This is a genomic window from Halobacterium rubrum (genome assembly GCF_021729015.1).
GTDB classification, from domain to species: Archaea; Halobacteriota; Halobacteria; order Halobacteriales; family Halobacteriaceae; genus Halobacterium; species Halobacterium rubrum.
The window spans coordinates 518,322-544,134 of the sequence record NZ_JAJQQZ010000001.1; the positions used below are offsets into that span (position 1 = coordinate 518,322).

The window sequence follows — 25,813 nt, forward strand, 5'->3', positions numbered from 1 at the left end:
CCTCCCGTCAGTCGTCGGTCGCCGGCTGGCTGCCGCTGGTGGCGTCCGGTGCGGGCGCCGGCGGCTCGTGCGTCCCGAACTCGGGGTGGGTCTCCTCCATCCACGCGTAGACGACCGCGCCGGAGACGAACATCAGGCCAGCAGTCACGTAGAACGCCGCTTCGGCGCTCACGAACTCCATCGAGGCCCCGATGACGACCGCGCCGACGGCGTACCCGGAGTCACGCCACATCCGGTAGACGCCCATGCCGGCCGACCGCCACGTCGGGTGGGCGGCGTCGCTGGGCACGGTCATCAGGTTCGGGTACAGCAGCGCCATGCCGAGTCCGGAGGCGGCGGCGAGGACGGCCCATGGGACGTAGCCGTCGACGAACGCCATGCCGAGGACGCCGCCGCCGGCGAGGAACATCCCCGCGACGACCGGCGGCCGGCGGCCGACCCGGTCGGCGAGCCCCCCGGTCGCGATCTGGAGGAAGTACATCGCGCTGTGGACGCCGACGACGACGCCGACGGCAGCGATGCCCAGTCCCTCGCTCGTGAGGTACAGCGGGACGGCGATCCAGAACAGCGTGTCCACGAAGTTCTCGACGTGGCCGGCCTGCGCGGCCGCGAACAGCGTGCGGTCGCCGTAGGTCGCGCGCTTCAGCACCGCGGCGAACGGGAGGTTCGCGTCGTGGTGGTCGTCGTCGCCCTCGGCCTGCGCGTACTGGACGGTCTCCTCGACGAGGAAGACCGACAGCAGCAGCGCCAGCACGACGACGACGCCGAGGAAGTAGAACGGCTCCGGCCGGAGGCTGTACTGACCGGCGATGACGCCCGTGACCCATGCGCCGGCGGCGACGCCCGTGTACCCGAACGCCTCGTCGATGCCGACCGCGAGCCCGCGCTGGTCGGGGCTCGCCAGGTCGATCTTGGCGTTGATGGCCATGCTCCACGTGAGCGCCTGGTTGACGCCGAGCAGGAGGTTCCCGACAGTGACCCACTCCCAGCTCGGCGCGAACACGAGGATGACCGGCAGCGGGAGCGCCGTCACCCAGCCGGCGACGAGCACGGGCCTGCGGCCGTACTCCTCGCCCCACTTGCCCGCGTAGAGGTTCAGGATGGACTTGACGACACCGAAGGAGACGACGAACGACCCGACGACGAGCAGCGACTCGACGCCGAGCACGTCCCGGCCCAGCACGGGGACGACGGCGCGCTCGGAGCCGATGGTGAGCCCTGTCGCGAACACGAGCACCACGTGCAGCGAGAACTGCCCGAGGTGTTCGCGGATGCCCTGTGTGAGTTCGGTCGGTTCCGTCATCTCACTCGGCCGCGCAGTTGTTCGGCCCCAGTTCCAGTTCGGCGAGCTTCGAGTCCGGGACGGACACCTCGCCGACGTTCGTGCGTTTCACGCGCTCGAAGTTCGGCGGGTGGTCCGGGACGTCCGAGGCGAGCGTGTCGACGAAGTCCGCGCGGTCGCGGGCAAGGTCGGCGTTGCGCTCTGCGACCTCGTCGAGGCTCGCCGACACGGGCGGCTCGGGTGACCCGGGGTCGTGGGCGGGGAGGACGACGGCGTCCCCGGGCCGGTCGAGCAACCGCTGGAGGCTGTCGTAGAGCGTCGCCGCGTTCGCTGCGGCGTCGCTGTCCTCGATGCCGGCCTCGACGCCGAGTTCGACGCGGCCGACGCTCCCGTGGAACAGGGTGTCGCCGGTGAGCAGCGCCGCGCCCTCGACGTCGAAGGAGACGCTGCCCTCGCTGTGGCCGGGCGTGTGGACGACTTCGACCGTCACGCCGCCGACGTCGACGGTGTCGCCGTCCGCGAGTGGCGTGGCGTCGAGCGCGAGCGCGTCCGACGGGTGGAGGTAGTAGGGGGTGTCGTGGCGGCCGGCGAGGTCGGTGCCGCCGGAGACGTGGTCGGCGTGGGCGTGCGTGTCGAAGACCCCGACGAGGTCGGCGTCGTGGTCGTCGAGCACGGCCTCGTACTCCGCCACGTAGTGCGACGGGTCGAAGACCGCGGCCTCGCCGTCGGCGACGAGGACGTGCGAGAGACAGCCCTTCCCCGGGCGGGCGACCTGCACGAGCGTGCCGTCGAGGCCGGCGTCGACGGGGGCCCGGCGGTGGACCCGGCTCCAGCCGTTCATCCCGTCGACGAGGGTCGCGGCGTCGTAGCCCATCTCTGTCAGCACGTCCGTCGCCGTCTGCGAGACGACGCCGGCGGCACAGACGGTGACGACTGTCGGCTCCTCGGGGAGCGCCGAGAGGTCGTCTCTGGCGGCTCCGCGGTCGTGCGTGAGCTCGTCGTAGACGTCGACGTTGACGCTGCCCGGAATATGCCAGTCCTCGAAGTCGCCGCTGTGGCGGACGTCGAGGACGAGAACGTCGTCGTCGTCGTCGCCGTCGTCGCTGGCCTGCAGGCGTTCGCTCAGTTCGTCCGGCGTGATTTCTGGCATCAGTACCCGCCCGTAGTCGGAATGTGGGAATACGACTGGTGCCGGACATGGCCGGCAGTATTAATTTTCTGTAGTGCATCTGTGCTCGCGTGAGCCTCTACGAAGCCTCGTTCCGGGTGCGCCACGAGTGCCCCTACCGGGAGATCTCGGAGCGGTACCCCGACCTCACCATCCGGGAGTGGTACCTCGACGACTGCCAGGTGGTCGAGCTGACCGCGCCCGACCCGCCGACCGACGACCTGCTCGCGGAGATCGACCGGCTCGGGACGGTGCTCCACGAGTCCAGCGGCGAGCACGGCCTCCACGTGGTCACGCAGTCGTGTCTCTGCTCGCTGGAGGACTCCATCATCCAGCGCTTCGAGGCGTACAACGCGCTCTACCAGCCGCCGACCATCCACCGGCAGGGCTGGGAGCACTACACGGTGCTAGCGTTCGACGAGGGCGACGTCCGGGCGCTCCTCCGGGACCTCGAGGCCGACCGGGACGTCGACGTCCTCTCGAAGACGGCCATCGCCGAACAGGAACTCCCCCACAGCATGCTCGCGCCGGTCGACCAGCTGTTCGACGGCCTCACCGACAGACAGCTCGCGGCGCTCCAGCTCGCCCTCGAGTGCGGCTACTACGAGCAGCCCCGGCGGACGTCGCTGCGGGACCTCGCCGACCGCACGTCGGTCGCGCGCTCCACGTTCGAGGAACACCTCCGGAAGGCCGAGAACAAACTCCTGACGAGCGCCGGCCAGTTCCTCCGGCTGGTGACCGCCGGCTCGACGGCCGACCCGCTGCGAGCCGGTGCCTCCGAGCGGACGGAGTCGGGCGCCGACTGACGGGCCACCGGCGGTCGGACACCGGCCGGCGAACCGCCGCCTCCGTAACAGTAGGTTTATCAGTCGTTCGGGGCGAAATTCACGCAAGATTACTCTGTGAACATGGCAGACGAACACCGTCAACCGGAGGTGAACATCGGACTGGTCGGGCACGTCGACCACGGGAAGACGACCCTGGTCCGCGCACTCAGCGGCGAGTGGACCGACCAGCACTCCGAGGAGATGAAACGCGGTATCTCCATTCGCCTCGGGTACGCCGACGCCACACTGCGTCGGTGCCCCGACTGCGACGAACCGGAGTGTTACACGGTCGCGGAGACGTGCCCCGAGCACGACACCGAGACCGAAGTCACGCGAACCGTCTCGTTCGTGGACGCGCCGGGCCACGAGACCCTGATGGCGACGATGCTGTCGGGCGCCGCGCTGATGGACGGCGCCGTGCTTGTCGTCGGCGCGAACGAGCCGGTGCCCCAGCCCCAGACCGAGGAGCACCTCATGGCGCTGGACATCATCGGCATCGAGAACATCGTCATCGCGCAGAACAAGGTCGACCTCGTCGACGCCGACGAGGCCCGCCAGAACTACGAGGAGATCCAGGAGTTCGTCGAGGGCACGGTCGCGGAGGACGCGCCCATCGTCCCAATCTCCGCCGAACAGGAGATCAACGTCGACCTCATCATCGACGCGCTCCAGACCGAGATTCCGACGCCGGACCGGGACCCGACGGCGGACCCCCGGATGTACGTCGCGCGGTCGTTCGACATCAACCGCCCCGGCACCGAGTGGGGCGGCCTGCTGGGTGGCGTGCTCGGCGGCAGCCTCGTGCAGGGCGAACTCGAGGAAGGCAACGAGATCGAACTGCGCCCCGGCCGCGAGGTCGAGGAGGGTGGCCAGACCGAGTGGCGGCCCGTCTCCACGGACGTCCGCAGCCTCCAGGCCGGCGGCGAGGACGTCGAGAGCGCCAGCCCCGGCGGCCTGCTTGGGGTCGGCACCGGTCTCGACCCGAGCCTGACGAAGGGCGACGCGCTCGCCGGACAGGTCGCCGGGCCGCCCGGCAGCCTGCCGCCGACGTGGGAGTCCTTCGAGATGGACGTCGACCTCCTCGAGCGCCTCGTCGGCGCCGAGGAGGGCGAGGAGATCGACGACATCTCGACGGGCGAGCCGCTGATGCTCACCGTCGGCACCGCCACGACCGTCGGGTCGGTGACGAGCGCCCGCGACGGCGAGTGCGAGGTCGCACTCAAACGCCCGGTCTGCGCGCCCGCCGGTGCGAAGATCGCCATCAACCGCCGCGTCGGCGCGCGCTGGCGGCTCATCGGCGTCGGCACGCTGACGGAGTCCGAGTAGGATGCACGTGGTCGCCGTCGACGCCAACGCGCTGATGCTGCCCGCCGACCAGGACCTCCGGCTGTTCGCGGAGCTGGAGCGCCTGCTCGGCGACTACGAGGCCGTCGTCCCCCGGTCGGTCCGCGACGAGCTGGCGGAGCTCGCGTCGGGCGCGGGAGAGGCGGCGGCGGCAGCCGGCGTGGCGGCGGACCTGGCGGCGGACCGCTGTGGCTCCGTCGAGACGGAGGAATCGTACGCGGACGACGCGATCCACGCGCTCGCGGTGGGCGAGGACGTGGACGCGGTCGTGACGAACGACGGCCCCCTGAAAGAGCGCGTGCTCGACGCGGGCACGCCGGTAATTCATTTAAGGGGCCGGAATCAACTCACTATCACTCGACCATAGATGTACAAGCGAGCACGGCTGAAAGACACGATAGAGGTCCCCCCCGAGCACCTCGGGGACGTCGGTCCGGACCTGGTGAAGCGGCTGCTACAGGACAAACTCGAAGGACGCATGGACGAAGACGTTGGCAGCGTCGTCACCGTCACCGAGGTCCACGACCTCGGCGAGGGTGCGGTGTTGCCGAACCGTCCGGGCGTCTACTACGAGGCGGAGTTCGACGCCGTCACGTTCGAGCCCGAGATGCAGGAAGTCGTCGACGGCGAGGTCGTCGAGGTCGTCAGCTTCGGCGCGTTCGTCGGCATCGGGCCCGTAGACGGCCTGCTGCACGTCTCCCAGATCAGCGACGAGTATCTGGCGTTCGACGAGGAGAACCAGCAGCTTGCGTCCCGCGAGTCCAACCAGGTGCTCGGCACCGGGGACGCGGTGCGGGCGCGCATCGTGACGAAGAGCATCGACGAGCGCAACCCCCGCGAGTCCAAGATCGGGCTGACGGCGAAACAGCCCGGGCTCGGGAAACACGGCTGGCTGCGGGCGGCCCGCGAGCAAGAGCAGGCCGAGAGCGAGGGACAGTAGATGGCGTCGAATCGACTCGCGTGCCACGACTGTCACCGCATCGTCGAGCCGGACGAGGAGATGTGTCCGTACTGCTCGTCGAACAGCCTCACCGAGGACTGGGCGGGCTACGTGGTCATCACGCACCCCGAGGAGTCCGAGATCGCGGACAAGATGGAGGTCCGTGAGGCCGGCGAGTACGCGCTGAAGGTCCGCTGAGCGTGCCCGACTCGGAGGACGCGGTCGCGACGCTCCCGGAGGACGCCCGGGACGCGTTCAAGGACCCGATCGGTCCCGTCTACACCGAGGCGGAGCAGCTGCTCTCGGACGCGGGCAGTCCGGTCGTCGCAGTGGGCGACGTCGTGACCTACCACCTCGTCGCGGCCGGCCACACGCCGAACGTCGCAGTCATCGACGGGCGGACGGAGCGCGAGAGCGTCAGCGACGAGGTCCGCGAGGGGCTGCCGCCGGCCGACGTGTCGGTCGCGAGCGCGCCGGCGACCGTGTCCCGGGCACTCCTCGAAGCGCTCGTCGACGCCATCGACGCGGACGGTGACACGGTGATTTCGGTCGACGGGGAGGAAGACCTCGCGGTCGTGCCGGCGGTGCTGGCGGCGCCCGAGGGCGCCAGTGTGGTCTACGGGCAGCCCGGCGAGGGGATGGTGCTGGCGACCGTCGACGCCGACCTCCGGTCGCGGATGCGCGAGCTCGCCGAGCAACTCGAGACGGACGAGGCGTTCTGGCGGCTCGTGGACTGACGCGGCGTTCGAAATGCTTTTACAGATTTCCCGCGCAAGTACGTGATAACTGACCATGGAAATCGAGATTCTGGGGCAGGAGGACAACCCTCTGCTCCACCGGACGGAGGTCGACTTCGAGATAGTCCACGACGACGCAACCCCCTCGCGGCTGTCGGTTCGCGACAGCCTCGCGGCGAAACTCGACAAGGACTCCGAGGAAGTCGTGGTCCACGAGCTCGACACGAAGTTCGGGATGCGGAAGACGCGTGGCCGCGCGAAGGTCTACGACTCCCCCGAGGAGGCCGCAGAGGTCGAGCACGAGTACATGCTCGAGCGGAACAAGATCGGCGCCGACGACGAGGACGCCGAGGCGGAGGAGGCCGAGTAAGATGGCTCGCGGCGACTACTACGAGGACGACGGCAGCACCGAGAAGGAGATGTGCCCGCGCTGCGGCGACACGTTCCTCGCCGACCACGACGACCGGCAGGTCTGTGGGAAGTGCGGGTACACCGAGTGGGAGTAACGCGGTAGATGCGGGTCGTCGGCGTCGAAGGGACAGCGTGGTGCGCGAGCGCGGCGCTGTACGACGCCGACGCTGATTCTGTCGTCATCGAGTCTGAGGCGTACCAGCCGGACAGCGGCGGCATTCATCCTCGCGAGGCCGCCGAACACATGCGGCAGGCGGTGCCGCGCGTCGTCGAGACGATTCTCGACGAGGCCGACGGCGACGTGGATGCGGTGGCGTTCTCGCGGGGCCCCGGGCTGGGGCCATGTCTGCGCATCGTGGGGTCGGCGGCGCGTGCACTCGCCCAGACGCTGGACGTGCCGCTGGTGGGCGTCAACCACATGGTCGCCCACCTGGAGGTCGGCCGCCACCGGTCGGGGTTCGACGCGCCGGTCTGCCTGAACGCCAGCGGCGCGAACGCCCACGTGCTGGCGTACCGGAACGGCCGGTACCGCGTGCTCGGGGAGACGATGGACACCGGCGTCGGCAACGCCATCGACAAGTTCACGCGCCACGTCGGCTGGCAGCACCCCGGCGGGCCGAAGGTTGAGGCGCACGCCCGCGACGGCGAGTACACGGAGCTGCCGTACGTCGTCAAGGGGATGGACTTCTCGTTTTCGGGCATCATGAGCGCCGCCAAGCAGGCCGTCGACGACGTTCCCGCGAGCGAAGCGAGTGGGAGCTCGTCGCGGGAGCGAAGCGACCGCGACGGTGGCACTCCGGTCGACGACGTCTGCCGGGGGCTGGAGGAGACCGTCTTCGCGATGCTCACCGAGGTCTCGGAGCGCGCGCTCGCGCTGACGGGCCGGGACGAACTCGTCCTCGGCGGCGGCGTCGGACAGAACGACCGCCTCCGGGGGATGCTGGCGGAGATGTGCGAGGCCCGCGGCGCCGACTTCCACGCGCCCGAACCCCGGTTCCTGCGGGACAACGCCGGGATGATAGCGGTGCTCGGTGCGAAGATGGCCGAGGCCGGCGACACGCTCGAGGTAGCGGACTCCGCTATCGACTCGCACTTCCGGCCGGACGAGGTGCCGGTGACGTGGCGGTCGCCGGAGGCGCCGCCGGCCCGCGAGGGCGACGTCCGGCAGGGTGCCGAGGCCACGGTCACCATCGCCGACGACCGCGTCGTCAAGGAGCGCGTGCCGAAGTCGTACCGCCACGAGCGCCTCGACGACCGGCTGCGGCGGGACCGCACGGTCCTCGAAGCCCGACTGACGAGCGAGGCCCGCCGCCAGGGCGTCCCGACGCCGCTCGTGCGGGACGTCGACGTGCCAGAGGCGACCATCGAACTCCAGTACGTCGGGGACAGCGACCTCCGTGACGCCCTGACAGAGCCGCGAGTTCGGGACGTCGGGCGGCACCTCGCCGGGATTCACGCTGCCGGGTTCGTGCACGGCGACCCCACCACGCGGAACGTCCGGGTTGGGCCCGCGGACCCACCGAACGGGCGGGCGGGCGACGCCGACGACCGGACGTTCCTCATCGACTTCGGCCTCGGCTACTACACGGACGACGTGGAGGACTACGCGATGGACTGCCACGTCTTCGAGCAGAGCCTCGCCGGCACCGCCGACGACGCCGAGGCGCTCGTCGCGGCGTTCGAGGACGCCTACCGCGAGGCGGCCGGCGACGAGACGGTCCTCGACCAGCTGCGCGCCATCGAGGGCCGCGGGCGGTACCAGAACGACTGACGGACGAGCTGTGGGCCGACCGGTCGGGCAGCCGGCCCGCCACCGGACCGACTCACCATCGGCCGGTCCGTCGACTCGTCGCCCCAACTGATATGACCGGCGGCGACGAAGTGGGGGTATGGCCGAGAAACCCACCAGCGGGGAACTGTTCGGGGTGCCGTACAACTTCGAGCGCCCGAAGCTCTCGAAGCTGCTGTCGTCGTACTGGCAGCCCGGCGAGGGGATGCTCGTCGAGAAGCCGTTCGGCGTCGGGTACACGCTGAATCTCGCGAACTGGCGGTCGTGGGTCGTGCTCGCAGTCGCGGGCGTGTTGCTCTACCAGCAGCAGGGTAGCGAGGGCGACAGCGAGGACTCGGCGGTCGACGAGGCGGTCGAGGTCGTCGTCGACGACGACTAACCGACGCCATCTTCTCCCCGGAGCCGCACGCGTCTGGTATGCCGAGTCTCCGGTTCGTCACGACGAACAGCGGGAAGGTCCGGGAGGCCGAGGAGTACCTCGCCGGCGTGCGCGACGTCGAACAGTTCGACTACGACTACACCGAGGTGCAGAGCAGCGACCTCGCGACCATCGCCGCCCAGGGCGCCGAGGAGGCCTACGAGGCGAACGGCGGCGACGCGCCAGTCATCGTGGACGACGCCGGCCTGTTCGTCCGCGGGCTGGACGGCTTCCCGGGACCGTACTCGTCGTACGTCGAGGACACGCTCGGCGTCGAGCGCGTCTGGACGCTCGCCGAGGACCTCGACGAGCGCCGGGCGGCGTTCCGCTGCGTCGTCGCGTACACCGACGGCGAGACGACCGAGACGTTCGACGGCGCCGTCCAGGGGACGATGGTCGCGCCCCGCGGCGACGGCGGGTTCGGCTACGACCCGATCTTCGAGCACGACGGCGAGACGTTCGCGGAGATGGACACCGAACGGAAGAACGCGCTGAGCCACCGCGGTCGGGCGCTCGCGAAACTCGCAGACTGGCTGGCGGACCGCGACGCCTGACTGACTGACCGACTCGCCAGACCTGTTACTCGCGGGGGTCGTGGTCGGGCCCCGGGTACTCGCCGCCGACCACGGTCGGGTACAGCGACTCGGCGTCGAACAGCCGCGCGAACGCCGCGGGGGACTTCACGCTGACGTCGACCCGCCCCGAGAGCACCGCGCCGGCCTCTGCCGACCGGAGGCGGTCGTCGTAGGAGAGCACGTGTGCGGCGCCGGCGTTCACGGCGGACGCCAGCGCTGGGTGGTCGCCCTCGGGGTGGCCGACCACATTCGCCAGGTCGGCGACACGGTTCCGCCAGTCCGCCGCGAGCGCGTCGTCGCCCAGCGACGACACGACGGCCTCGGCGTCGTCCAGCAGCGGCTCGCTGGCGACGAGCGTCACCCAGTCGTGGGCGCGAGCGGCGTCGAGTGCGCGCCGCGCGCTCCCGTCCACGAAGAGGTCGGCCGCGAGCACGTCAGCGTCCGCGGCGAACGCCGCGGGGTCGGGGTCACTCGTCACGGCGGGCGGCCAGTTCGTCGCAGACGTCCCCGACCGACACGTCGCGGGTGGCCGCGCGGTCGAACAGCTCCCGCCACGCCACACTCGGCGTCGCCGTCATCACCTGGTCGCGGCCATCAGGTTCCGGACCTCGGTCCGGTACTCGTCGGGAGTCAGTCCGAGGTCGACGTCGATGGTGACGTTGATGGCGTCCGAGAGGTCCTTGTCGACCGTCTCGGCGTAGTTCTCGGCGGGGTAGGCGCCGCCCGCGACGACGACGTAGTCGCCCTCGTTCCAGACGGCGAGGTCGCCCGCCACCTCGATGGTGCCGACGTCCAGCGTGAACGTCTCCCCGCTCGCGTCGAACGAGATGGTGCCGACGGGGAACTCCCCGCGGTACGTCGCCAGCCCCGGCGACTTCCCGGAGTCCGTGGTGAACTCCGCCTCGCCGACCTCCTCGACGTTCTCGAGGCCCTGGTCGCGCATCCGTTGCTCGAACTGGGCGCGCGCCTGCGTCTCGACCTCGCTGACGACCTCCTTCCGGCCGATGTCGCCGGGGAGATTGTTGAGGTTCGGGTCGAAGTTGATGTGGGAGGCGGCGTAGATCGAGAGCGTGCCGTCGATGCGGCCGAGGGTCTTGTCCTCGATTTCGGCGGCGAGCGCGGTGTCGCTGTACGTCAGGGTCGTCGACTTCGCCGTGACGTTCACTGGGCCGTAGGACTCGTCGAGGACGGTCTCCTCGGTGCGGTCGGACTGCTCCCAGCCGCCCTCGTCGAGCTGGTCCTGTGGGACGTCCGGTGGCGCGACCGTGCCGAGTGCGTTCGTGCAGCCCGCCAGCGCGCCGAGGCCGACGGCGCCGACTCCCCCGATGAATCTGCGTCGGTTCATACACCCCTCTCCTGCACTGCGGGCGTATGGGTGTTGCGGCCACCAGCAGGCCGACTCGCGGCCCGCTGTCGGTTTCGGTAGGAGCAGCCTACAGGGTGTCGTCGACGAGCGCTGCGAGTGCGCCAGCGGCCTCGTCGTCCACCGGGCGGTGTGGGGATCGGACTGTGCCGGCGGGCGCGCCCCGCGACCGCATCGCGGCCTTCAGTCCGGGGACGCCGTACTCGGCGGTGACGGCGTGGTTCAGGTCGACGGCCGCCCGGTTGCGGGCGCGCGCAGCGTCGTCGTCGCCCCGGCGGTGCGCCGCGAGAATCTCGCTTGTGACCTCGGGGGCGACGTTGGCGAGCGCGAGCACGCCGCCGTCGGCGCCGGCGTCCAGCGCGGGCGCGAACACGCTCCCGCTGCCGACCAGGAGGTCGAAGTCGTCGTCTGCGGTCGCGGCGCGCGTCCGCTGGAACGCGCCGAGGTCGCCCGACGAGTCTTTCATCCCGGCGACGTTCGGGTGCCCGGCGAGGTCGCCCGCGACGGCCGGAGGCAGGGTGTAGCTGGTGTACTTCGGGACGCTGTAGAGGTAGACGGGTAGCGGCGAGTCGTCGGCGAGCCCCCGGTAGTAGGCCGCGACGGCGTCGTCGTCGTGGCCGAAGTAGAACGGCGTGACGACGAGCGCGGCGTCGGCGCCGGCGTCGGCGGCCGCCGCCGTGAGCGCCAGTGTCTCCCGTCGGCCGGGTGCGCCCGTGCCGGCGAGCACCGGAACGTCCTCTGGGGCGGCGCTGGCCACCGTCTCGACGACCGCGGTCCGCTCGTCGGCCGTCAGCAGTTCCGCTTCGCTGTTCGAGCCACACGGCACGAGGAAGTCCACGCCGCGCTCGACGACCCAGTCGGTGAGCGTCGCGAGCGCGTCGTGGTCCACGTCGCCGTCCTCGTCGAAGGGCGTCGCCAGTGGCACGCCGAGTCCCTGCATACCGTCCCCCACGACCCGCCGCCCGATGACGGTTGTGGTGGTCGGCCGCGCGTCTGACGTGGATTTAAGTGCTACCGGCGGAATCCGCCAGATGGACGCGCGATACTTTCTCCCCCCGCGCGTCCGGCACTCTCCCACTCCCGCTTTCGACGTGGACCGACAGCCCGACAGCGCCGCCGCTGTCGAGTTGGCACGAAAAACGCGGGGCGCGACTGCGACCGGCCGACGCCGCAGCCGCCGCTACGTCACCGTTCGAGGACGGTGCCGCCGGACCCGACCGCGATCTCGACGCTGCTGTCGACCGGCGTCACCGCCTTCAGGTTCTGGCCGGTGGGCGTCGCCTCCTGCGTCCAGCCGCCGGCGTCCCGGCGGTAGACCTTCCCGCCGCCGCCGACCGTCAGCGCGTCCACGCCGTCGGCCTCGACGTCGCGCAGTCCGGCGTCGCCCGTGTCCTCGGGAATCCACGACGACCCGTCCCAGTTGTGGAGCATGCCGCCGCCCGCGGAGACGGTGACGTCGTCGGCGCCGTCGGAGTCGACGCCGTAGAAGTTCACGTTCGCGTCGGCGATGCCGATCTTCTCCCACGTCGTGCCGTCGTCAGTGACGAATACGGTCTTGTTCCCGTCGACGGCGTGCCCGGACCGGGGGCCGTGGAAGTCGATGGCGTTGATCTCGGAGCCGCTCCCGGGCGTGACGTCGTCCCAGGTGCCGGTTGCGCCGTTCTCGAAGCTGCCGTAGATCTTTCCGGAGTCGCCGGCAACGTAGACGTTCGCCTCGCCGGCCTCGCCGGTGACGGCGACGCCGTTGAAGTTGTTCGTCACGTCGTTCGGCGCGGAGTGGTCGTACAGCGTGCGCGCCGGGACGTCGTACTCGCCGATGGCGCCGGAGGACCCGACGAACCAGAGCCGGTCGCCGTCGTCCGTGACGTCCAGCCCGTAGAGGTTGTTGCCGTTGCCTGTCGGGCCGCCGTCGAGGAGCTTCCGCCAGCCGTCGGCGGTGCGCTCGAGGACGACGCCACCCGTTCCGACGGCGTACGCGCCGCCCGTCGCGTACGCGACGTCGTAGAGGGTGTTGCCGGTGGCCGTCTCGGCGACAGTCCAGCCGGAGTCGTCTTCGGCCGATGCGGTCAGCGGGACGCCCGCGAGCGCGGCGGTCGCGGCGCCGGCGCCCCGGAGGAACGTCCGTCGGGTGTGTTCGGTCATTGGTGTTCGGCCCACTCGTCGCTGAGCGCGCCACGGACTTAATACCGGCCCTAGTTGTAGTGATATTAACTCGATTTGTCCGATTTTGCCGGGTTTCGTCCTCTGTGGGGCGACGAAACCCGCCCGAACTCGGGTCCTCGCCCGGCCAGCGGGGGTCCAGTTGCCCGTAGATTTACGTCCGCGCGGGCCCCGGAGAGAGACAATGGCTGCATCCGGCCCGTCCGACGAGCGCGGCGTCGCCGACCTCGACGCCCTCGCCGAGGACGCCGAATTCTTCCGGTCGCTGGTCGAGCACGGCTCGGACGCGATCGTCTCCATCGACGAACACAGCACCATCCGGTACGCCAACCGGGCCGTCGAGCGCGTGTTCGGGTACGCCCCCGAGGACATCGTCGGGGAGAAGCTCACAACCATCATGCCCGAGCGGTTCACCGCCGACCACTTCGACGCGGTCGACCGCTACCTCGACACCGGCGAGCGACAGCTCGACTGGAACGACATCGAGCTCCCGGCCGAACACGCGGACGGTCACGAAGTCCCGCTCTCCATCACGTTCGAGGAACACGTCCACGAGGGCGACCGCGTGTTCTCCGGCATCATGCGAGACGTCTCCGACAGGAAGGCCTACGAGGACACCCTCGAAGCGCTCCAGGAGACGGCGCGAGCCCTCATGCAGGCCCGCACGCCAGCCGACATCGGTGACTGCGCGGTCGGCGCGGCCACCGACGTCATCGGCTTCCCGCTGTCCTCGCTGTACCGCTACGACGACGCCACAGACGTCCTCCGGCCCGGCGTGCAGAGCGAGGCCGCCGCCGACCTCTTCGACGACCCGCCGACGCTCTCGGAGGGGTCGCTGGCGTGGCGCGCGTTCCAGTCCGGCGAGCCACTGGAGTACCACGCCGACGACGACCGCGACCTCCCCGTCCACCGGCCCGACGGTCCGGTCGACGCCGAGTACGCCGTCCCGCTCGGCGACCACGGCGTCCTCCTCGTCGCCGACACCGACGCCGCCGCCTTCGACGACCAGACACGCCACCTCGTCCGCATCCTCGCGGCGAACACCGAAGCCGCGCTCGGCCGCGCGGAACGCGAGGCGGAACGCGAACGCCAGAACGAACGCCTCGAACGGTTCGCGAGCATCGTCTCCCACGACCTCCGCGACCCGCTGCAGTCCGCGCGCGCCACCGCCGCCCTCGCGAAAGCCGGCGACGAAGAGGCCCTCGACGACCTCGAGGACGTCATCGACCGCATGGAAGACCTGGTCGAGGACGTGCTCACGCTCGCCAAACAGGGGCAGGCCGTCGGCGAGACCGAGCGGGTCGCGCTCGCGTCGGTCGCCGCCGACGCCTGGTCGACGGCCGGCGCCGAGGACGCCACGCTGGTCGTCGACGACGACCTCCCCGCCCTGCAGGCCGACGAGGAACGCCTCCGCACCCTCCTCGAGAACCTCTTCCGGAATGCCGTGGAGCATGGCTCCACGAACCCTGACTCGCAGGCTCATCAGGACGCTGTCGAACACGGTGGGAGCGACGTCACGGTAACGCTCGAACCGCTGGCCGACCGCTCGGGGTTCGCCGTGGTCGACGACGGCGACGGCTTCGGGGACGCCGACACCGAGAAGCTGTTCGAGTACGGGTACACTACCAGCAGCGGCGGCACGGGGTTCGGGCTGAGCATCGTCCGCGACATCGTCACCGCCCACGGCTGGACGATTCACGCGACCGACGACGAGGACAGCGAGCGCGCTGGCGCTCGCTTCGACGTACACACGAGGTGACCACAGATGGAGACTGACACCCAGCCCGACGACACGGACGCGGAGCACGCGACAGCGATTGACCCGGACGGCGAGCCGGTCGTCCTCGCAGTGGACGACGAACCGCGGGTCGTCGAGGCGTTCGGGCTCTGGCTCGAGGACGACTACGACGTCCGGACGGCCACGAGCGGCGAGGAAGCTCTCGACGTGGTCGACGCCGACGTGGACGTTGCGTTACTGGACCGCCGGATGCCCGGCCTCACTGGCGACGACGTCCTCGACGAGCTCCGCGAGCGCGGACTGGACGTCCGGGTCGCGATGGTCACCGGCGTCGACCCCGACTTCGACATCGTCGAGATGCCCTTCGAGGAGTACGTCCAGAAACCGGTGGACGGCGACGACCTCCACGAGGTCGTCGAGCGCCTCCTCGACCTCGAACAGTACGACGACTCCGTCGACGAACTGTACGGCGTCGTCCAGAAGCGCATCACGCTGGAAGCCGAACTCCCGGAGAGCGAACTCGTGGACAACGAGGAGTACCAGCGCCTCCGCGAGCGCGAAGCCGAACTCGAAGCCGAGACCGCATCGGTCATCGACTCGATGGACGACGAGGGCTTCGCGCAGCTCTTCTAGCCGAGCCGCGACAGCAGGTCTTCGACGTAGTCCGGCACCGTCACGTCGGCGAGGTTGCCGTCCGCGTTCCAGGACGCCACCACCTCGTAGGTACCGTCTCGCTCGACGTCCAGCTCCCACCGGGTGCCGTCCTCGTCGGTCACTTCCACGCGCGCCCCGCCGGACTCCAGCGGCCGCTGGGGGGCTATCTCCACCGTGTTCCCGTTGTAGGCTTCGACAGTCTCAGCGTCCATACCCCGGGGTACGTCGCCCCCCTACTTGAGGCTTCGAGGACGCGCTCTCTCACTTCACCAGCTCCCAGACCTGGACGTCGTCGCCGTCGCGCAGCGGCTCGCCGCCGAAGCCGCCCTCGACGGACCACTCGTCGAACGGCGACTGCCGGGCGAGCAACTCCACCTGCTGGGCTGGGAGGTGAGAGAGCAGGAACTCGTCGCGGGCGACGACCTCACCGTCCGCGTCGCGGAGTTCTTGCTCGGTGCAGTAGGTCTGTGCTGTCTCGTCGGCGAGCGTCGCCCGCGACCGCCCGGTCAGCGTCTCGCCGCCGTACCCGAACTCCCGGACGCTGTGCCACTCGCCGAACGACTCCGAGACCACCGCGTAGTCGGGGACGTAGACGTCGAACAGCAGTCGACCGCCGTCGGCCAGTGCATCGTACAGCGACCGCAGCGCTGCGAGCTGGTCGTCGACAGTCCGGAGGGTGCACATCGAGTTGTACGGCACCACCGCCAGCTCGTACGTCCGGCTGGCACCGACCTCCCGGAGGTCGGCCTGCCAGACCGACGGCGACAGCCCCTCGCTGGCCGCCCGCTCGCGGAGCACCGACAGCATCGGATCGGACACGTCGAAGCCGTCTGCGTCGACGCCCCGACGGAGGAACTCCAGATAGAGCCGCCCACTCCCGCAGGCACCCTCCAGCACAGGACCGTCCGCTCCCGTCGCTGCGCCGACGTAGAACGACTCGTCGCCGACGTCTCCGTAGTCGTGGCTGGCGTCGTAGAACGCCGCCAGTGGCTCAGAGAAGCCGTTTGGTTCGCTCATTCGGGGCTAGCTGGAGCCACGCGACAAAACGCTGCCGGACACACCACTGCTGGTCGGTCACTGCGGAGCTGTAGCTCCGCGGTCTGTCGCTCGCAGGAAGAGCCTAGACCGGAATTTGAACCGTTGCAAGACGGGTCTGCTCGGCTCACTGCGTTCGCCTGCGCGGACTGCGTCTTGCAGGGATTCGAATTACGGCAACGCTTCTGCTCGTCACGTACGTTCCCCGCAAGAAGCCTAGGCCGGAATTTGAATCCGGGGTCTCGTCCTTACCAAGGACGCGCTTTACCGCTAAGCTACCCAGGCACGCATCCCGAACGAAGTCCGGGAGTAACTTTAGGCGTTTCGATTCAGTGGTCGCCGACCGACGGCGTACCGACGGGGTCCTCCGATTGCAGCGAGCCGACGCGCGCCATCACGTCCTCGACGCCCTCCGGGAGTGCGTCGCCGGCGGCCGCCAGCGGCGGCTCACCGTGGTTGTCGGCCAGCCCGACGAGGTACTGGCGCAGCGCCATCGGCGCCTCGCTGCCCGCCGCCGAGCCGCCCGCGATGGCGGCCAGCTCGAAGACGTTCGCCTCCAGCCCGCGGTCGGTCGGCTCGCGGTCGGCGTGCTGATCGGTCTGCTCGCGGCCGAACGCACGCACCGTCTCGACGGCCTGCTCGGCCGACTCCGTGCGCGCCAGCAGCCGGAAGCCCCGGGCGACGAGCACGTCGGCGGCGAGAATGTCCAGGTCGTCTTCGGGGTCGTCGTCGTCGGTGTCGGCCCACGGCTCGGCGTCGACCAGCGCTCGCGTGACGCGCAGGCCGTCGTAGATGAGTTGCACACCGGCGGCTCGGCGGGTCACTGCGTGGTCGTCGACGGCGCCGTCGACGACGCGAGCGCTCAGCATCGTCAACACCCCCGGGAGCATCGAGGACGAAGCGACGTGGTCGTCGATGACCGCCCGGAGCCCGTCGGGCTCGATATCCGCGACGGCCTCTCGGGCGGCGGCGCGTGCTTCTTCGGCCTCCTCCATCACCCCCGACTAGCGGAGGGAACGGCAAAGACCTTTGGAAAGCACCGCTTTCCACCAGCATGCTCTCGGTGACGGACGGCGACGACTACCGGGTCGTCGCGCTCGACAGGCCGGCAAAACGGAACGCGCTCACGCGCCAGGGACTCGACGACCTCGCAGCTGCCGTCTCGGACGCCCCCCAGCCAGTCGTCTACGTGCACGGGGCTGGGGAGGCCTTCTGCGCCGGTGCCGACCTCGACACCGTTCGGGGGCTGGACGGCGACTCGGGGGCGGCGTTCGCGCGCCGCGGCCAGCGGACGATGAACGCAATTGCCGACGCCGACAGCGTGGTCGTCGCGGGTATCGACGGCCCGGCCCGCGGTGGTGGCGTGGAGCTCGCGCTCGCCTGCGACGTCCGCGTCTGCACGCCGGCCGCGTCGTTCGCGGAGACTGGCGTGAAACTCGGGCTGTTCGGCGCCTGGGGTGGTACGCGACGGCTCCGGCAGGCGGTTGGCGCCACGCACGCCGCCGACCTCTCGCTGTCCGGCCGCACCGTCGACGCCGCCGAAGCGAAGGAGATGGGGCTGGTGTCGCGGGTCGTCGACGACCCCCGGCAGGTCGCCGACGAGGTCGCCGTGAACGACCCGGACGCGCTCCGGGAATTGCAGTCGCTGCTCGGGGCTGACGGCGACCGCGAGGAGACGGACGACCTGGAAGCTGGCGCGTTCGGCCGGCTGCTCGAACAGTCGTAGCCGCCGGTGGTCAGGGCGCCGGCGGCATCGCGCGCTTGTGCTCGCTGGCCTCGTAGAGGTCGACGACCGTCTCGACCACCGACGGGTCGACGCCGAGGTGGTCGGCCGTCGCGCTCGCCGGGACGCCGCCGTCGACGTGCAGCGCGAGCACGGCGTCGATGGTGTCGTAGTCCACGCCGAGCTCCTGCTCGTCGGTCTGGTCGGCCCACAGCTCGGCGGTCGGCGCCTTCGTCACCAGGTCCTCGGGCACGCCGAGGTCGCGGGCGAGCTGCCGGACCTGCATCTTGTAGAGGTTCCCGATGGGGTTGCAGTCCACGGCCTGGTCGCCGTACTTCGTGTAGTAGCCGGTCATCGCCTCAGCCCGGTTGCCCGTGCCGAGCACGACGCCGTCTTCGTGGTTCGCGACGAAGTAGTTGATGACGGCGCGCGTCCGCGCCCGAGCGTTCCCCACCGCGACCTCGTCGCCGGCCGCGTCCGGGAACACGTCCGTCAGCTGGTTCACGAACGGGTCGATCTCCACGACGTCGTACTCGATGCCGAGGTCCTCGGCCACCCGTTCGGCGTCGCTCATGTTCTCCTCGCGGGACACCGCGCCCGGCATCACGAGCCCGTGCAGGGCGTCGGCACCGAGTTCGTCGACGGTCAGGTACGCGACGGTCGTCGAGTCGATGCCGCCGGACAGCCCGAGCACGCAGCGCTCGGCGCCGGCCGTCTCGACGGTCTCCCGGACGAACGACTGGATGCGGTCGCGGCGCTCGGCGAGTTCGGCCTCGGAGAACCGCAGGTCGAACGGCTCGACGGTCTCTGGAGCACTCATCGCCCCTAGATACGGCGCACACCGACTAAAACCCCCGCAACCGGCCGAGATTCCTGCACGAACGTCCACTCGCCGAAACGCTACGTTCAAGTGCCGCCGCGGACAAATCCCGTTCGCGTACCCCTGAACGAGCGCTGGTGGTGAGCGAACCCGACAGGTTCGCGAGGTACAGCGCGCGTGAAACGAGCGCTGGTGGTCTAGTGGTAGGACATGAGCTTCCCAAGCTCATAGCCCGGGTTCAATTCCCGGCCAGCGCACTCCTCTCAAACTCGAGCCGGCCAGCGACGGCTGTGTCGCTGACCGCTCGACTTCTCGCGTGGATGCGCGAGGGAATTGAGCCCTGCCAGTCGCGCGCAGCGAACACGGTGAGCGAGCACGTCTGGCTCTGGTTCAATTCCCGGCCAGCGCACTTCGCGGTCTCACTTCGTTCGACAGCTCGTGCGCTGCCCGACGTCTCGTTCGCTTCGCTCACGAGATTTCCGGAAGACGCGTGGCGTCTTCCGGCGTTCGCAGTCCTGCGGACTGCTCACTCCCGGCCAGCGCACTCCTCTCAAACTCGAGCCGGGCAGCGACGGCCGTGTCGCTCACTTCCGTCCTGTCTTGTCACTACCACCTACACATAACTGCCTGCAGTGACAGCTTCCGTCGATGCCCGTCTCGAACGACCCGACCGTCGTCTCGGTGGACGCCGCAGCGATGCGCGAGGCAGTCGAGGAGACGGTCGAAGGGCACCTGCGGTCGCTCGTCGAGTTCGACGCCGAGGAGTTCGGCGTGCTGTACGTCGACGACCTGACGCTGCAGTTCTACGAGGACGAGGCCGAGATGCGCGCGCACTTCGAGCAGATTCACTCCTACGTGCACGCGGACTTCACGGAGAAAGCGTTCTACACGGAGGACCTGTTCCCGGTGTCCGACCGTGTACGGTACATCGCGACGGGGTTCGACGTCTTCACCGTCGTGCGCGTCTACTTCGAGGACGAGGGCCTGTTCGTCACCGTGGACCGCGACGAGCCCGTCGAACCTATCGTCGACGCCATCGAGGACATCTACCTGGCGTGAGCGTGATGCCACCCGCTGCCGGGACAGAACGTTCTTTGCTCGCGCCCGGCCACGAGGAGCCGTGACGCTGGATTCGGACGCGGCCCGCGAGTGCGTGGCGACCGAGCACGCCGACGTAGTCGCTGCCGTCGGCGCGTGTGCGGACGCCGTGGCCGACTCCCGGGATGGACTGGCCGCCGGGGACGGGACGGCGGTCGCCGCTGCGCTGGAGTCGTGTCTCGACAAGTCGGGAACGCTCGGCGCGCTGCCGGGCGTGCTCGCGGCGGCGGTCGATGCGGCGGGCGGAACGCTGTCCGCAGAGCCGGTGGCGGCGCCGCCGTACGTCGCCGTGACGAGCCGCGGGCCGGTGCTGCGGGCGACGCTCGACGACGGCCGGCTCGTCGTCGAACTGCGGGCGATTCGGCTCACCGACGACAACGGCTACGAACGCCGGGACGGGGTGGCCGTCGAGGCGTCGGTCAGGTAGCTACGCGTAGTGTTCGTCGAGGTACTCGACGATGTCGTCGCTCCCGTAGTGAGCTTCCTCGCGGGCGGTGTCGACGAGGTACGGGATCTGGTCGGCGCCGCCCGCCTCGAGTTCCTCGTGGGTCCGCTCGTTCGTCACGTCGCCGCCGGCGTTCCCCGGGAGCCGGGGGTTGTGGGTGACGTACGAGACGCCGAGCTCCGAGAGCTTCTCGCGGACTTTCGCGCAGTGCGGGCAGCCCTCCGACTGGTAGAGTTCCAGCATACGCGGCGCTTCGACGGCCTCGCACGTAAACCTCACCGAACCGACGGGTAGGCGTCTCGGGCGACCCACTCCCGGAGCCGGCCGGCGCCGTCCTCGTCGTACCGCAGCGGGCGGCGCCACCACGGCCCCTTCCCGGAGTCCGCGGACCACTCGGTGACCGCGCGGTTCGCGTCGATACCCCGGCCCCCGCTCAGGGGGACGGCGGTGTCGTACAGCCGGGAGGCGTCGCCGTCGCCGGCGAGCAGGACTTCGGCGTCGAACGGGTCGCGGCGGAGGTGCGCGTTCCCGGCGAACGCCGCCTGCTCGTCCGCCGGGAGGTCGGTGTACTCCTCGCCGGGCAACGGGTTGCGGGCGAGCACGAACTCGCCGAGGACGTAGGTCCCCCAGTCGGGCGCCATCCAGTCGGCGGGCTCGTCGGGGGCGTCCAGCGTGGCGTAGAAGTAGACGCGGTCGCCCGCCGAGAGGTCGAGCAGCGGCCGGGCTTTCACGCCGTGGGGGTCGCCGTACGTGTAGCGCTCACAGCACGGGTACTCGGCGAACGACGGGTCGAGGTGGACGCGCGTGTCCCGGAGGTCCGGGGGCACGTCGACGGGGAGGTCGAGGTCCGCGTACGTCGGGACCGGGCCGGTGGTCGGTTCGGGCTCGGGGATGGGGACGTAGACGAACGAGCCGTCGGCTCGCAGCGGCCCGCGGAACCCCGGCTGGTTCGTGTTCGCCGCGACGTTGATTGCGACGGCCCGGGTCACGGCCGAAGACTGCCGACGCAGCGCCGACAGAAGTCGTACCCGGGGTCGTTCTCGGCGCCACAGGCGGGACACAGCGTCAGGTCCGGGTTCTCGGGCTCGCTGGTGGGGTCGGCGGGGTGGCTCTGCTCTCGCGGCGCTGCCGAGTCGGAGACGCCGACGTCCCCGCTCTGGATGCGCCGCCACACCGCGAACTGGAGGGCGGCGACGAACAGCATCGCGAGCACGAACAGGCCCCACTCCATGTGTCTGTCTAGCACGGCCACCGTCTTGAGTTTTCGGTCGCTCACTCCTCGTCCGGCGGCGACAGGTCTCGCTGGAACTCGTCGTACGGCTCGACTGCCTCGGCGGCCTCGTCGTCGAGGCGTCGCTCGGCCTGCCGGCGCTGGCCGGCCGCCTCGAGCGGCGCGGCGACGGACTCCCAGCCCGGCTTCACGCGCACGCTCTCGGCCGGACTCCCGACCGCGATGTGGTGGGCCGGCACGTCGCCCTGGACGACCGACCGGGAGCCCACGAGCGCGTTCTCGCCGACGCGGACGCCAGCTCGCACGAGCACGCCTTGCGTGACCCGGGCGTCGTTGCCGATTTCGGTCCGGTAGTTCGTCACCTCGGTCTGGTCGACGACGTCGTGGTCGTGCGTGTAGACGTGGACGCCGTCGCTGACGCTCGCGCGGTCGCCGACCACGAGCTCGCCGCGGTCGTCGAGGTGGACGTCGTCGTGGACGACGACGTTGTCACCGAGCTCGACGTTGTGGCCGTACGTCATCGTGATGCCCTTGAACAGCCGGATGTCCTCGCCGACGTCGGCGAACAGGTGGCCGGCGAGCATCCGGCGGAACGCCAGCGCGACGTCCACGTTGTCCGCCAGCGGCGTCTCGTCGAACTGCCGCCACAGCCACTGCAGGGGCTTCGACCGCGCGAACGCGTCCTCGTCCTTCTCGGCGTAGTACTCCGACTCGAGGGTGGCGTTCCGCGGGTCGAGGTTCGCCAGCCGCGCCGCCGCGGTCGGCGAGACGTCGGTGTCGTCGTCCCGCCAGGCCTCGTAGGCGTCCCGCTCCCCGTGGAGGTCCACGAGCGTCTCGGTGACGGCGTCGGCCAGCTCGTCGGGCGTCTCCGCGGCCGACAGCCGCTCGTCGACGTCCGACACGAACTCCCGTCGGACGCGCTCGGCGCCCTCGGGCAGCGAGACGTGTCGCTTGGTCATGTCCCGTAGTGGGCCGCCGGTACGGATAGTGGTTTCCGTCCCGACGGCTCCCGCCGGTTACGCGTCCGTGCTGGCTGTCAGTCCGTGACCGGCGACACCAGCACCGCAGCGATTCCGGCGACTGTGAGGACACCGGTCAGCGAGACGAGGTACTGTTCGCCGCCGCCGTGGAAGCCGAGCGAGAGCACGGCGACGAGGAGACCACCTACGAGCCACGTCAGTCGGTCGAGTCTGCGTCGGAGGGCGTCGTCCATAGCGTCGCCGAGTGGCGGGCAGCGCTTGAAGCTGGCGTCCGGTCGCTGGAACCGTCGGCGCTAAGTGGCAGAACACCCAACTCCGTGGTATGCAACATCGGGAGCTCGGTGACTCCGGCGTCGAGGTCAGCGAAGTCGGATTCGGCGCGTGGGTCGTCGGCACGGACTGGTGGGGCGACCGCGACGAGGACGACGCCCTCGAGATGGTGGAGTACGCGCTCGACCACGGCATCACGTACTTCGACACGGGCGACGTCTACGGCCACGGCCGCAGCGAGGAGCTGCTCGGGAAGTCCCTGGCCGAGCACGGCGACGAGATGACTGTCGCGACGAAGGTCGGCTACGACTTCTACAACAACCCGCAGGCGGGCCACGGCGAACTCCCGAAGGAGATGTCCGTCGACTACCTCCGGGACGCCGTCGAGCAGTCCATGGACCGCCTCGGCGTCGACCACGTCGACGTCCTCCAGCTCCACAACCCGAACGTCGACGAGCTCACGCCGGACGTCCTCGAACTGCTGGACGAACTCCGCGAGGACGGCCGCGCGGACGCCATCGGTGTCGCTCTCGGGCCGTCCATCGGCTGGCTCGCCGAGGGCGACCTCGCCATCGAGAAGGAGTTCGACGCCGTCCAGTACGTCGGCAACATGCTGGAGCAGGACGTCCACAACCACTTCGTGGACACCGTCCGCGAGCAGGGCGCCAGCACCTCCCTGATTCCGCGCGTCCCGCACTCCTCGGGGCTCCTGAACGAGCAGGTGACGCCCGACACCGAACTCGGCGAGGGCGACCACCGCGGCTTCCGCCCCGAGGAGTGGTACGAGACGGGCTGGGAGAAGGTCGACGCGCTGCGCTTCCTGGAGCGGGACGGCGAGCGTACGATGGGGCAGGCGGCCATCCAGTGGCTCCTGAGCTTCGACGAGGTCGCGACCGTCACGCCGACGTTCCGCTCGAAGGCCGACATCGAGGAGTGGGCCGGCGCCTCCGAGACGCCTGCCATCACCGACGAGGAGCGCGAGCGCGTCGCCGACCTCTACGCGGACAACTTCGGCGTCGACCGCTTCGACGGCATGGCTGAAGAGGACTACCGGACGAGCGTCGACGGCGAGGACCTCCGGGACGCCGGCATCCTCGGCTCTGCGGACTGAGCGGTAGCATACCCGAGCGAAGCGAGGGTTTCGGCGCGCGAACGCAGTGAGCGCGGGACGTTTTTAGCGTAGCTTTTTGCGAGGAGAGGTGCGTGAGCGTAGCGAGCGCACCCGACGAGTAAAAAGGTACTACGCGAGGAAGACGTGGCGCGGTCGGTCTGCGAGCACGTCGCGGCCCCAGTCGACCGCGTCGGCGAAGTCGTCGCTGCGGAAGAACGTCATGGCGTCCTCCTGGGAGCGCCACTGGCTGGCGATGAACATGTCGTTCTCGTCCTCGACGTTGACCATCAGGTCGGTGTCGAAGTGGCCGTCCATGTCCGCGAGGACCTCGCCGACGGTGTCGAACTTCTCGACGAAGTCGTCGGTGTGCTCGGGCTTGGTCTCGTAGAACATCCCCATCGTGCCGAAGCCGGACTCCTCGCCGGCGCGTTCGACGACCTCCGGGAGGTCGGCGAGGAAGCCCGCGGCGGTGTCGGCGGCGCTGGCGGTGTCCCAGATGGAGACGACGGCGCGCCGGTCGGCCTCGTGGCCGTCGTAGACGGCTGTCTTCACGTGGGTGTCGTAGTGCTCGAAGTTCCCGCGGAGGCCGTCGACCTCGTCGAAGAGTTCGTCGGCGTCGGCCGCCGAGTAGAGGACGGTCGCGTAGACGTCCTCGCCGTGGGGCTGGCCGGCGTAGATGTCCTGGTCCTCGAGTTCGCCGCGGATGCCGTCGTCGGCCTCGTCGCCGGTCCCGTGGTGGTGGCTCGCGTCGCCGGCGTCTCCACCGTCGTCACCGTCGTGGTGGTGTCCGTCACTGTCGCCGTGATGGTGGCCGTCGGCGTCGCCGTGGTGGTGCGTGCCCTCGCCCTCGCCGTGGGCGTGTGCGTCTGCCTCGCTCTCGGGGACGGGGACCTCCTCGCCCGCCATGAACGCCGGGAGGTCACTCGGGGGGAACCGGCGGCCGACGAAGAAGTCGCCGAACGCGCCGTACTTCGCGGACACCTCGTCGAAGCGCATCTCGTAGACGATGTCCTTGATGTCCGTGAGGTCGTCCGCGAACAGCGTCACGCCCCACTCCATGTCGTCGAGGCCGACGGAGGACGCGATGACCTGACTGACGCGGCCGGCGTACTGCTTGCCGAGCTCGCCGTGGACCTCCATCATCTCCGCGCGCTCTTCGATGGGCAGGTCGTACCAGTTCTGCTCGGGCTGGCGGCGCTTGCTCATCGGGTAGAACGAGACGTACGTGTCGTCGGGAATCTCCGGCGTGAGCTTGCTCTCGAAGTACTGCCGGAGCCCGTCGTCGACGGACTCGGGGTCCTCGAAGTACTCCGGCGCCGTGTACCCCGACACCTCGACCACGGAGACCCAGGAGTTCGCCTGCTCGGTGTACTCGGCGAACGCCGTCTGCTCGAACGACCGCTCGATGCGGTCGAGTTCGTCCAGCGTCTCCCGGAAGTGCACGAACATCAGGTCGGCCTTGTGGCCGGTGATCGAGAACACGGCCGAGGCACCCTCGTCGGCGCGAGCCAGTGCCTCGCGGTGCGCGAGGAACGACTCGGCTTCCTCGAGTGCGGCGTCGCGGTCCCGCTCGGGGGCCGCTCGCCACGCGTCCCAGTCCACGCTGTAGAAGTCGTGGAGCACGAACCAGCCCTCGTCGGTCGGTGGAGCGTCTGCCATACGCCGGGCTTCGGACCGGGCGTAGAAGGGTTTTC

Annotated in this window: 33 protein-coding genes and 2 tRNA genes; 18 read left to right on the plus strand and 17 right to left on the minus strand. The window is 70.0% G+C overall.

Annotated features, from left to right (window positions below):
* Positions 1 to 7: 7 nt before the first annotated feature.
* Positions 8 to 1,303, minus strand: a complete 1,296-nt coding sequence (locus tag LT971_RS02730) for an MFS transporter (protein WP_237005315.1) — start codon at positions 1,301 to 1,303, stop codon at positions 8 to 10.
* 1 nt (position 1,304) lies between these two features.
* Entirely contained in the window at positions 1,305 to 2,432 is a 1,128-nt protein-coding gene (locus tag LT971_RS02735) for an MBL fold metallo-hydrolase (RefSeq protein ID WP_237005316.1), read from the minus strand.
* Positions 2,433 to 2,521: 89 nt separating this feature from the next.
* Here LT971_RS02735 and LT971_RS16480 point away from each other — a divergent pair, with 89 nt between their 5' ends.
* The 11 genes from LT971_RS16480 to rdgB all read left to right on the plus strand — a co-directional run bounded on the left by LT971_RS16480 (position 2,522) and on the right by rdgB (position 9,470).
* On the plus strand, positions 2,522 to 3,256 hold the full coding sequence (locus LT971_RS16480; protein WP_237005317.1) for a helix-turn-helix domain-containing protein: 735 nt from the start codon (positions 2,522 to 2,524) through the stop codon (positions 3,254 to 3,256).
* A gap of 102 nt (positions 3,257 to 3,358) precedes the next feature.
* The gene (locus LT971_RS02745) at positions 3,359 to 4,603 is read left to right on the plus strand and encodes a translation initiation factor IF-2 subunit gamma (protein ID WP_237005318.1); all 1,245 of its coding nucleotides are present in this window, start codon (positions 3,359 to 3,361) and stop codon (positions 4,601 to 4,603) included.
* A 1-nt stretch (position 4,604) separates the two neighbouring features.
* Complete coding sequence (locus LT971_RS02750) at positions 4,605 to 4,988, plus strand: PIN domain-containing protein (RefSeq protein ID WP_237005319.1); 384 nt, start codon at positions 4,605 to 4,607, stop codon at positions 4,986 to 4,988.
* Complete coding sequence (locus LT971_RS02755) at positions 4,989 to 5,561, plus strand: DNA-directed RNA polymerase (RefSeq protein ID WP_237005320.1); 573 nt, start codon at positions 4,989 to 4,991, stop codon at positions 5,559 to 5,561.
* Positions 5,562 to 5,759, plus strand: a complete 198-nt coding sequence (gene spt4, locus LT971_RS02760) for a transcription elongation factor subunit Spt4 (RefSeq protein WP_237005321.1) — start codon at positions 5,562 to 5,564, stop codon at positions 5,757 to 5,759.
* Positions 5,760 to 5,761: 2 nt separating this feature from the next.
* Positions 5,762 to 6,298 carry a GTP-dependent dephospho-CoA kinase family protein gene (locus LT971_RS02765; protein ID WP_237005322.1) on the plus strand — a complete coding sequence of 179 codons (537 nt, stop codon included), beginning with the start codon at positions 5,762 to 5,764 and terminating at the stop codon, positions 6,296 to 6,298.
* A gap of 55 nt (positions 6,299 to 6,353) precedes the next feature.
* Positions 6,354 to 6,668, plus strand: coding sequence for a 30S ribosomal protein S24e (locus LT971_RS02770; protein ID WP_237005323.1), 315 nt, complete (start codon positions 6,354 to 6,356; stop codon positions 6,666 to 6,668).
* A 1-nt stretch (position 6,669) separates the two neighbouring features.
* Positions 6,670 to 6,804: a 30S ribosomal protein S27ae gene (locus tag LT971_RS02775; RefSeq protein ID WP_237005324.1), complete on the plus strand. Its 135-nt coding sequence runs from the start codon at positions 6,670 to 6,672 to the stop codon at positions 6,802 to 6,804.
* Positions 6,805 to 6,812: 8 nt separating this feature from the next.
* Entirely contained in the window at positions 6,813 to 8,480 is a 1,668-nt protein-coding gene (locus LT971_RS02780; RefSeq protein ID WP_237005325.1) for a bifunctional N(6)-L-threonylcarbamoyladenine synthase/serine/threonine protein kinase, read from the plus strand.
* Between the two features lie 118 nt (positions 8,481 to 8,598).
* Positions 8,599 to 8,877: a DUF5808 domain-containing protein gene (locus LT971_RS02785; RefSeq protein WP_237005326.1), complete on the plus strand. Its 279-nt coding sequence runs from the start codon at positions 8,599 to 8,601 to the stop codon at positions 8,875 to 8,877.
* Between the two features lie 38 nt (positions 8,878 to 8,915).
* Positions 8,916 to 9,470: an RdgB/HAM1 family non-canonical purine NTP pyrophosphatase gene (gene rdgB / locus LT971_RS02790; protein WP_237005327.1), complete on the plus strand. Its 555-nt coding sequence runs from the start codon at positions 8,916 to 8,918 to the stop codon at positions 9,468 to 9,470.
* Between the two features lie 25 nt (positions 9,471 to 9,495).
* On the opposite strand, the gene LT971_RS02795 is transcribed toward rdgB, so the two are convergent.
* From LT971_RS02795 to LT971_RS02810, 4 genes are all read right to left on the minus strand, one after another.
* Positions 9,496 to 9,969 (minus strand): DUF7384 family protein, encoded by a 474-nt coding sequence (locus tag LT971_RS02795; RefSeq protein WP_237005328.1) that lies wholly within the window; start codon positions 9,967 to 9,969, stop codon positions 9,496 to 9,498.
* 99 nt (positions 9,970 to 10,068) lie between these two features.
* Positions 10,069 to 10,836 carry a DUF6517 family protein gene (locus LT971_RS02800; protein WP_237005329.1) on the minus strand — a complete coding sequence of 256 codons (768 nt, stop codon included), beginning with the start codon at positions 10,834 to 10,836 and terminating at the stop codon, positions 10,069 to 10,071.
* Between the two features lie 88 nt (positions 10,837 to 10,924).
* Positions 10,925 to 11,794, minus strand: coding sequence for a dihydrodipicolinate synthase family protein (locus tag LT971_RS02805; RefSeq protein ID WP_237005330.1), 870 nt, complete (start codon positions 11,792 to 11,794; stop codon positions 10,925 to 10,927).
* A gap of 245 nt (positions 11,795 to 12,039) precedes the next feature.
* Positions 12,040 to 12,996: a WD40/YVTN/BNR-like repeat-containing protein gene (locus tag LT971_RS02810; RefSeq protein ID WP_237005331.1), complete on the minus strand. Its 957-nt coding sequence runs from the start codon at positions 12,994 to 12,996 to the stop codon at positions 12,040 to 12,042.
* A gap of 202 nt (positions 12,997 to 13,198) precedes the next feature.
* On the opposite strand from LT971_RS02810, the gene LT971_RS02815 reads away from it, so the two are divergent.
* A complete protein-coding gene (locus LT971_RS02815; protein WP_237005332.1) occupies positions 13,199 to 14,773 on the plus strand; it encodes a PAS domain S-box protein in 1,575 nt (524 codons plus the stop codon).
* A gap of 6 nt (positions 14,774 to 14,779) precedes the next feature.
* A complete protein-coding gene (locus tag LT971_RS02820; protein WP_237005333.1) occupies positions 14,780 to 15,385 on the plus strand; it encodes a response regulator in 606 nt (201 codons plus the stop codon).
* On the opposite strand, the gene LT971_RS02825 is transcribed toward LT971_RS02820, so the two are convergent.
* The 4 genes from LT971_RS02825 to LT971_RS02840 form a co-directional block, all read right to left on the minus strand.
* Positions 15,382 to 15,618, minus strand: a complete 237-nt coding sequence (locus tag LT971_RS02825; protein ID WP_237005334.1) for a hypothetical protein — start codon at positions 15,616 to 15,618, stop codon at positions 15,382 to 15,384. The two genes, LT971_RS02820 and LT971_RS02825, sit on opposite strands and share 4 nt — an antisense overlap.
* 49 nt (positions 15,619 to 15,667) lie before the next feature.
* Positions 15,668 to 16,423: a class I SAM-dependent methyltransferase gene (locus LT971_RS02830; protein ID WP_237005335.1), complete on the minus strand. Its 756-nt coding sequence runs from the start codon at positions 16,421 to 16,423 to the stop codon at positions 15,668 to 15,670.
* Between the two features lie 231 nt (positions 16,424 to 16,654).
* Positions 16,655 to 16,726: transfer RNA gene (locus LT971_RS02835), tRNA-Thr, on the minus strand.
* 44 nt (positions 16,727 to 16,770) lie between these two features.
* Positions 16,771 to 17,436 carry a DUF7114 family protein gene (locus tag LT971_RS02840; RefSeq protein ID WP_237005336.1) on the minus strand — a complete coding sequence of 222 codons (666 nt, stop codon included), beginning with the start codon at positions 17,434 to 17,436 and terminating at the stop codon, positions 16,771 to 16,773.
* 59 nt (positions 17,437 to 17,495) lie between these two features.
* Here LT971_RS02840 and LT971_RS02845 point away from each other — a divergent pair, with 59 nt between their 5' ends.
* Positions 17,496 to 18,167: an enoyl-CoA hydratase/isomerase family protein gene (locus tag LT971_RS02845; RefSeq protein WP_237005337.1), complete on the plus strand. Its 672-nt coding sequence runs from the start codon at positions 17,496 to 17,498 to the stop codon at positions 18,165 to 18,167.
* 10 nt (positions 18,168 to 18,177) lie between these two features.
* Here LT971_RS02845 and LT971_RS02850 read toward each other — a convergent pair whose 3' ends face one another.
* Complete coding sequence (locus tag LT971_RS02850; protein WP_237005338.1) at positions 18,178 to 18,984, minus strand: NAD+ synthase; 807 nt, start codon at positions 18,982 to 18,984, stop codon at positions 18,178 to 18,180.
* 186 nt (positions 18,985 to 19,170) lie between these two features.
* Here LT971_RS02850 and LT971_RS02855 point away from each other — a divergent pair.
* From LT971_RS02855 to LT971_RS02865, 3 genes are all read left to right on the plus strand, one after another.
* Positions 19,171 to 19,241: transfer RNA gene (locus LT971_RS02855), tRNA-Gly, on the plus strand.
* A gap of 391 nt (positions 19,242 to 19,632) precedes the next feature.
* Positions 19,633 to 20,043 carry a DUF7522 family protein gene (locus tag LT971_RS02860; protein WP_237005339.1) on the plus strand — a complete coding sequence of 137 codons (411 nt, stop codon included), beginning with the start codon at positions 19,633 to 19,635 and terminating at the stop codon, positions 20,041 to 20,043.
* A 61-nt stretch (positions 20,044 to 20,104) separates the two neighbouring features.
* Positions 20,105 to 20,509, plus strand: a complete 405-nt coding sequence (locus LT971_RS02865) for a DUF7988 family protein (protein ID WP_237005340.1) — start codon at positions 20,105 to 20,107, stop codon at positions 20,507 to 20,509.
* Here the strand turns inward: LT971_RS02865 and LT971_RS02870 are convergent, their stop codons facing one another.
* The 5 genes from LT971_RS02870 to LT971_RS02890 all read right to left on the minus strand — a co-directional run bounded on the left by LT971_RS02870 (position 20,510) and on the right by LT971_RS02890 (position 22,971).
* Positions 20,510 to 20,770, minus strand: coding sequence for a glutathione S-transferase N-terminal domain-containing protein (locus LT971_RS02870; protein WP_237005341.1), 261 nt, complete (start codon positions 20,768 to 20,770; stop codon positions 20,510 to 20,512). It abuts the gene before it with no gap.
* A 32-nt stretch (positions 20,771 to 20,802) separates the two neighbouring features.
* The gene (locus LT971_RS02875; protein WP_237005342.1) at positions 20,803 to 21,516 is read right to left on the minus strand and encodes an Nmad3 family putative nucleotide modification protein; all 714 of its coding nucleotides are present in this window, start codon (positions 21,514 to 21,516) and stop codon (positions 20,803 to 20,805) included.
* Complete coding sequence (locus LT971_RS02880; RefSeq protein WP_237005343.1) at positions 21,513 to 21,803, minus strand: DUF7577 domain-containing protein; 291 nt, start codon at positions 21,801 to 21,803, stop codon at positions 21,513 to 21,515. The genes LT971_RS02875 and LT971_RS02880 overlap by 4 nt, the downstream gene beginning before the upstream one ends.
* Positions 21,800 to 22,717, minus strand: a complete 918-nt coding sequence (locus LT971_RS02885; protein WP_237005344.1) for an acyltransferase — start codon at positions 22,715 to 22,717, stop codon at positions 21,800 to 21,802. The genes LT971_RS02880 and LT971_RS02885 overlap by 4 nt, the downstream gene beginning before the upstream one ends.
* 77 nt (positions 22,718 to 22,794) lie before the next feature.
* Complete coding sequence (locus tag LT971_RS02890; RefSeq protein ID WP_237005345.1) at positions 22,795 to 22,971, minus strand: hypothetical protein; 177 nt, start codon at positions 22,969 to 22,971, stop codon at positions 22,795 to 22,797.
* A gap of 89 nt (positions 22,972 to 23,060) precedes the next feature.
* On the opposite strand from LT971_RS02890, the gene LT971_RS02895 reads away from it, so the two are divergent.
* The gene (locus tag LT971_RS02895; RefSeq protein WP_237005346.1) at positions 23,061 to 24,119 is read left to right on the plus strand and encodes an aldo/keto reductase; all 1,059 of its coding nucleotides are present in this window, start codon (positions 23,061 to 23,063) and stop codon (positions 24,117 to 24,119) included.
* A 129-nt stretch (positions 24,120 to 24,248) separates the two neighbouring features.
* Here the strand turns inward: LT971_RS02895 and LT971_RS02900 are convergent, their stop codons facing one another.
* Entirely contained in the window at positions 24,249 to 25,778 is a 1,530-nt protein-coding gene (locus LT971_RS02900) for a heme-binding protein (RefSeq protein ID WP_237005347.1), read from the minus strand.
* Between the last annotated feature and the right edge of the window lie 35 nt (positions 25,779 to 25,813).

Excerpts from the sequence above, each read along its gene's own strand:
- LT971_RS02825 (WP_237005334.1), bottom strand. The coding sequence starts at position 15,618 with ATGGACGCTGAGACTGTCGAAGCCTACAACGGGAACACGGTGGAGATA.
- LT971_RS02820 (WP_237005333.1), top strand. The coding sequence starts at position 14,780 with ATGGAGACTGACACCCAGCCCGACGACACGGACGCGGAGCACGCGACA.
- LT971_RS02755 (WP_237005320.1), top strand. The coding sequence starts at position 4,989 with ATGTACAAGCGAGCACGGCTGAAAGACACGATAGAGGTCCCCCCCGAG.
- LT971_RS02815 (WP_237005332.1), top strand. The coding sequence starts at position 13,199 with ATGGCTGCATCCGGCCCGTCCGACGAGCGCGGCGTCGCCGACCTCGAC.
- LT971_RS02830 (WP_237005335.1), bottom strand. The coding sequence starts at position 16,423 with ATGAGCGAACCAAACGGCTTCTCTGAGCCACTGGCGGCGTTCTACGAC.
- LT971_RS02870 (WP_237005341.1), bottom strand. The coding sequence starts at position 20,770 with ATGCTGGAACTCTACCAGTCGGAGGGCTGCCCGCACTGCGCGAAAGTC.
- spt4 (WP_237005321.1), top strand. The coding sequence starts at position 5,562 with ATGGCGTCGAATCGACTCGCGTGCCACGACTGTCACCGCATCGTCGAG.
- LT971_RS02750 (WP_237005319.1), top strand. The coding sequence starts at position 4,605 with ATGCACGTGGTCGCCGTCGACGCCAACGCGCTGATGCTGCCCGCCGAC.
- LT971_RS02850 (WP_237005338.1), bottom strand. The coding sequence starts at position 18,984 with ATGAGTGCTCCAGAGACCGTCGAGCCGTTCGACCTGCGGTTCTCCGAG.
- LT971_RS02735 (WP_237005316.1), bottom strand. The coding sequence starts at position 2,432 with ATGCCAGAAATCACGCCGGACGAACTGAGCGAACGCCTGCAGGCCAGC.
- LT971_RS02885 (WP_237005344.1), bottom strand. The coding sequence starts at position 22,717 with ATGACCAAGCGACACGTCTCGCTGCCCGAGGGCGCCGAGCGCGTCCGA.
- LT971_RS02770 (WP_237005323.1), top strand. The coding sequence starts at position 6,354 with ATGGAAATCGAGATTCTGGGGCAGGAGGACAACCCTCTGCTCCACCGG.
- LT971_RS02890 (WP_237005345.1), bottom strand. The coding sequence starts at position 22,971 with ATGGACGACGCCCTCCGACGCAGACTCGACCGACTGACGTGGCTCGTA.
- rdgB (WP_237005327.1), top strand. The coding sequence starts at position 8,916 with ATGCCGAGTCTCCGGTTCGTCACGACGAACAGCGGGAAGGTCCGGGAG.
- LT971_RS02895 (WP_237005346.1), top strand. The coding sequence starts at position 23,061 with ATGCAACATCGGGAGCTCGGTGACTCCGGCGTCGAGGTCAGCGAAGTC.
- LT971_RS02860 (WP_237005339.1), top strand. The coding sequence starts at position 19,633 with ATGCCCGTCTCGAACGACCCGACCGTCGTCTCGGTGGACGCCGCAGCG.
- LT971_RS02780 (WP_237005325.1), top strand. The coding sequence starts at position 6,813 with ATGCGGGTCGTCGGCGTCGAAGGGACAGCGTGGTGCGCGAGCGCGGCG.
- LT971_RS02785 (WP_237005326.1), top strand. The coding sequence starts at position 8,599 with ATGGCCGAGAAACCCACCAGCGGGGAACTGTTCGGGGTGCCGTACAAC.
- LT971_RS02840 (WP_237005336.1), bottom strand. The coding sequence starts at position 17,436 with ATGGAGGAGGCCGAAGAAGCACGCGCCGCCGCCCGAGAGGCCGTCGCG.
- LT971_RS02845 (WP_237005337.1), top strand. The coding sequence starts at position 17,496 with ATGCTCTCGGTGACGGACGGCGACGACTACCGGGTCGTCGCGCTCGAC.
- LT971_RS02730 (WP_237005315.1), bottom strand. The coding sequence starts at position 1,303 with ATGACGGAACCGACCGAACTCACACAGGGCATCCGCGAACACCTCGGG.
- LT971_RS02745 (WP_237005318.1), top strand. The coding sequence starts at position 3,359 with ATGGCAGACGAACACCGTCAACCGGAGGTGAACATCGGACTGGTCGGG.
- LT971_RS02775 (WP_237005324.1), top strand. The coding sequence starts at position 6,670 with ATGGCTCGCGGCGACTACTACGAGGACGACGGCAGCACCGAGAAGGAG.
- LT971_RS02800 (WP_237005329.1), bottom strand. The coding sequence starts at position 10,836 with ATGAACCGACGCAGATTCATCGGGGGAGTCGGCGCCGTCGGCCTCGGC.
- LT971_RS02805 (WP_237005330.1), bottom strand. The coding sequence starts at position 11,794 with ATGCAGGGACTCGGCGTGCCACTGGCGACGCCCTTCGACGAGGACGGC.
- LT971_RS02900 (WP_237005347.1), bottom strand. The coding sequence starts at position 25,778 with ATGGCAGACGCTCCACCGACCGACGAGGGCTGGTTCGTGCTCCACGAC.
- LT971_RS02810 (WP_237005331.1), bottom strand. The coding sequence starts at position 12,996 with ATGACCGAACACACCCGACGGACGTTCCTCCGGGGCGCCGGCGCCGCG.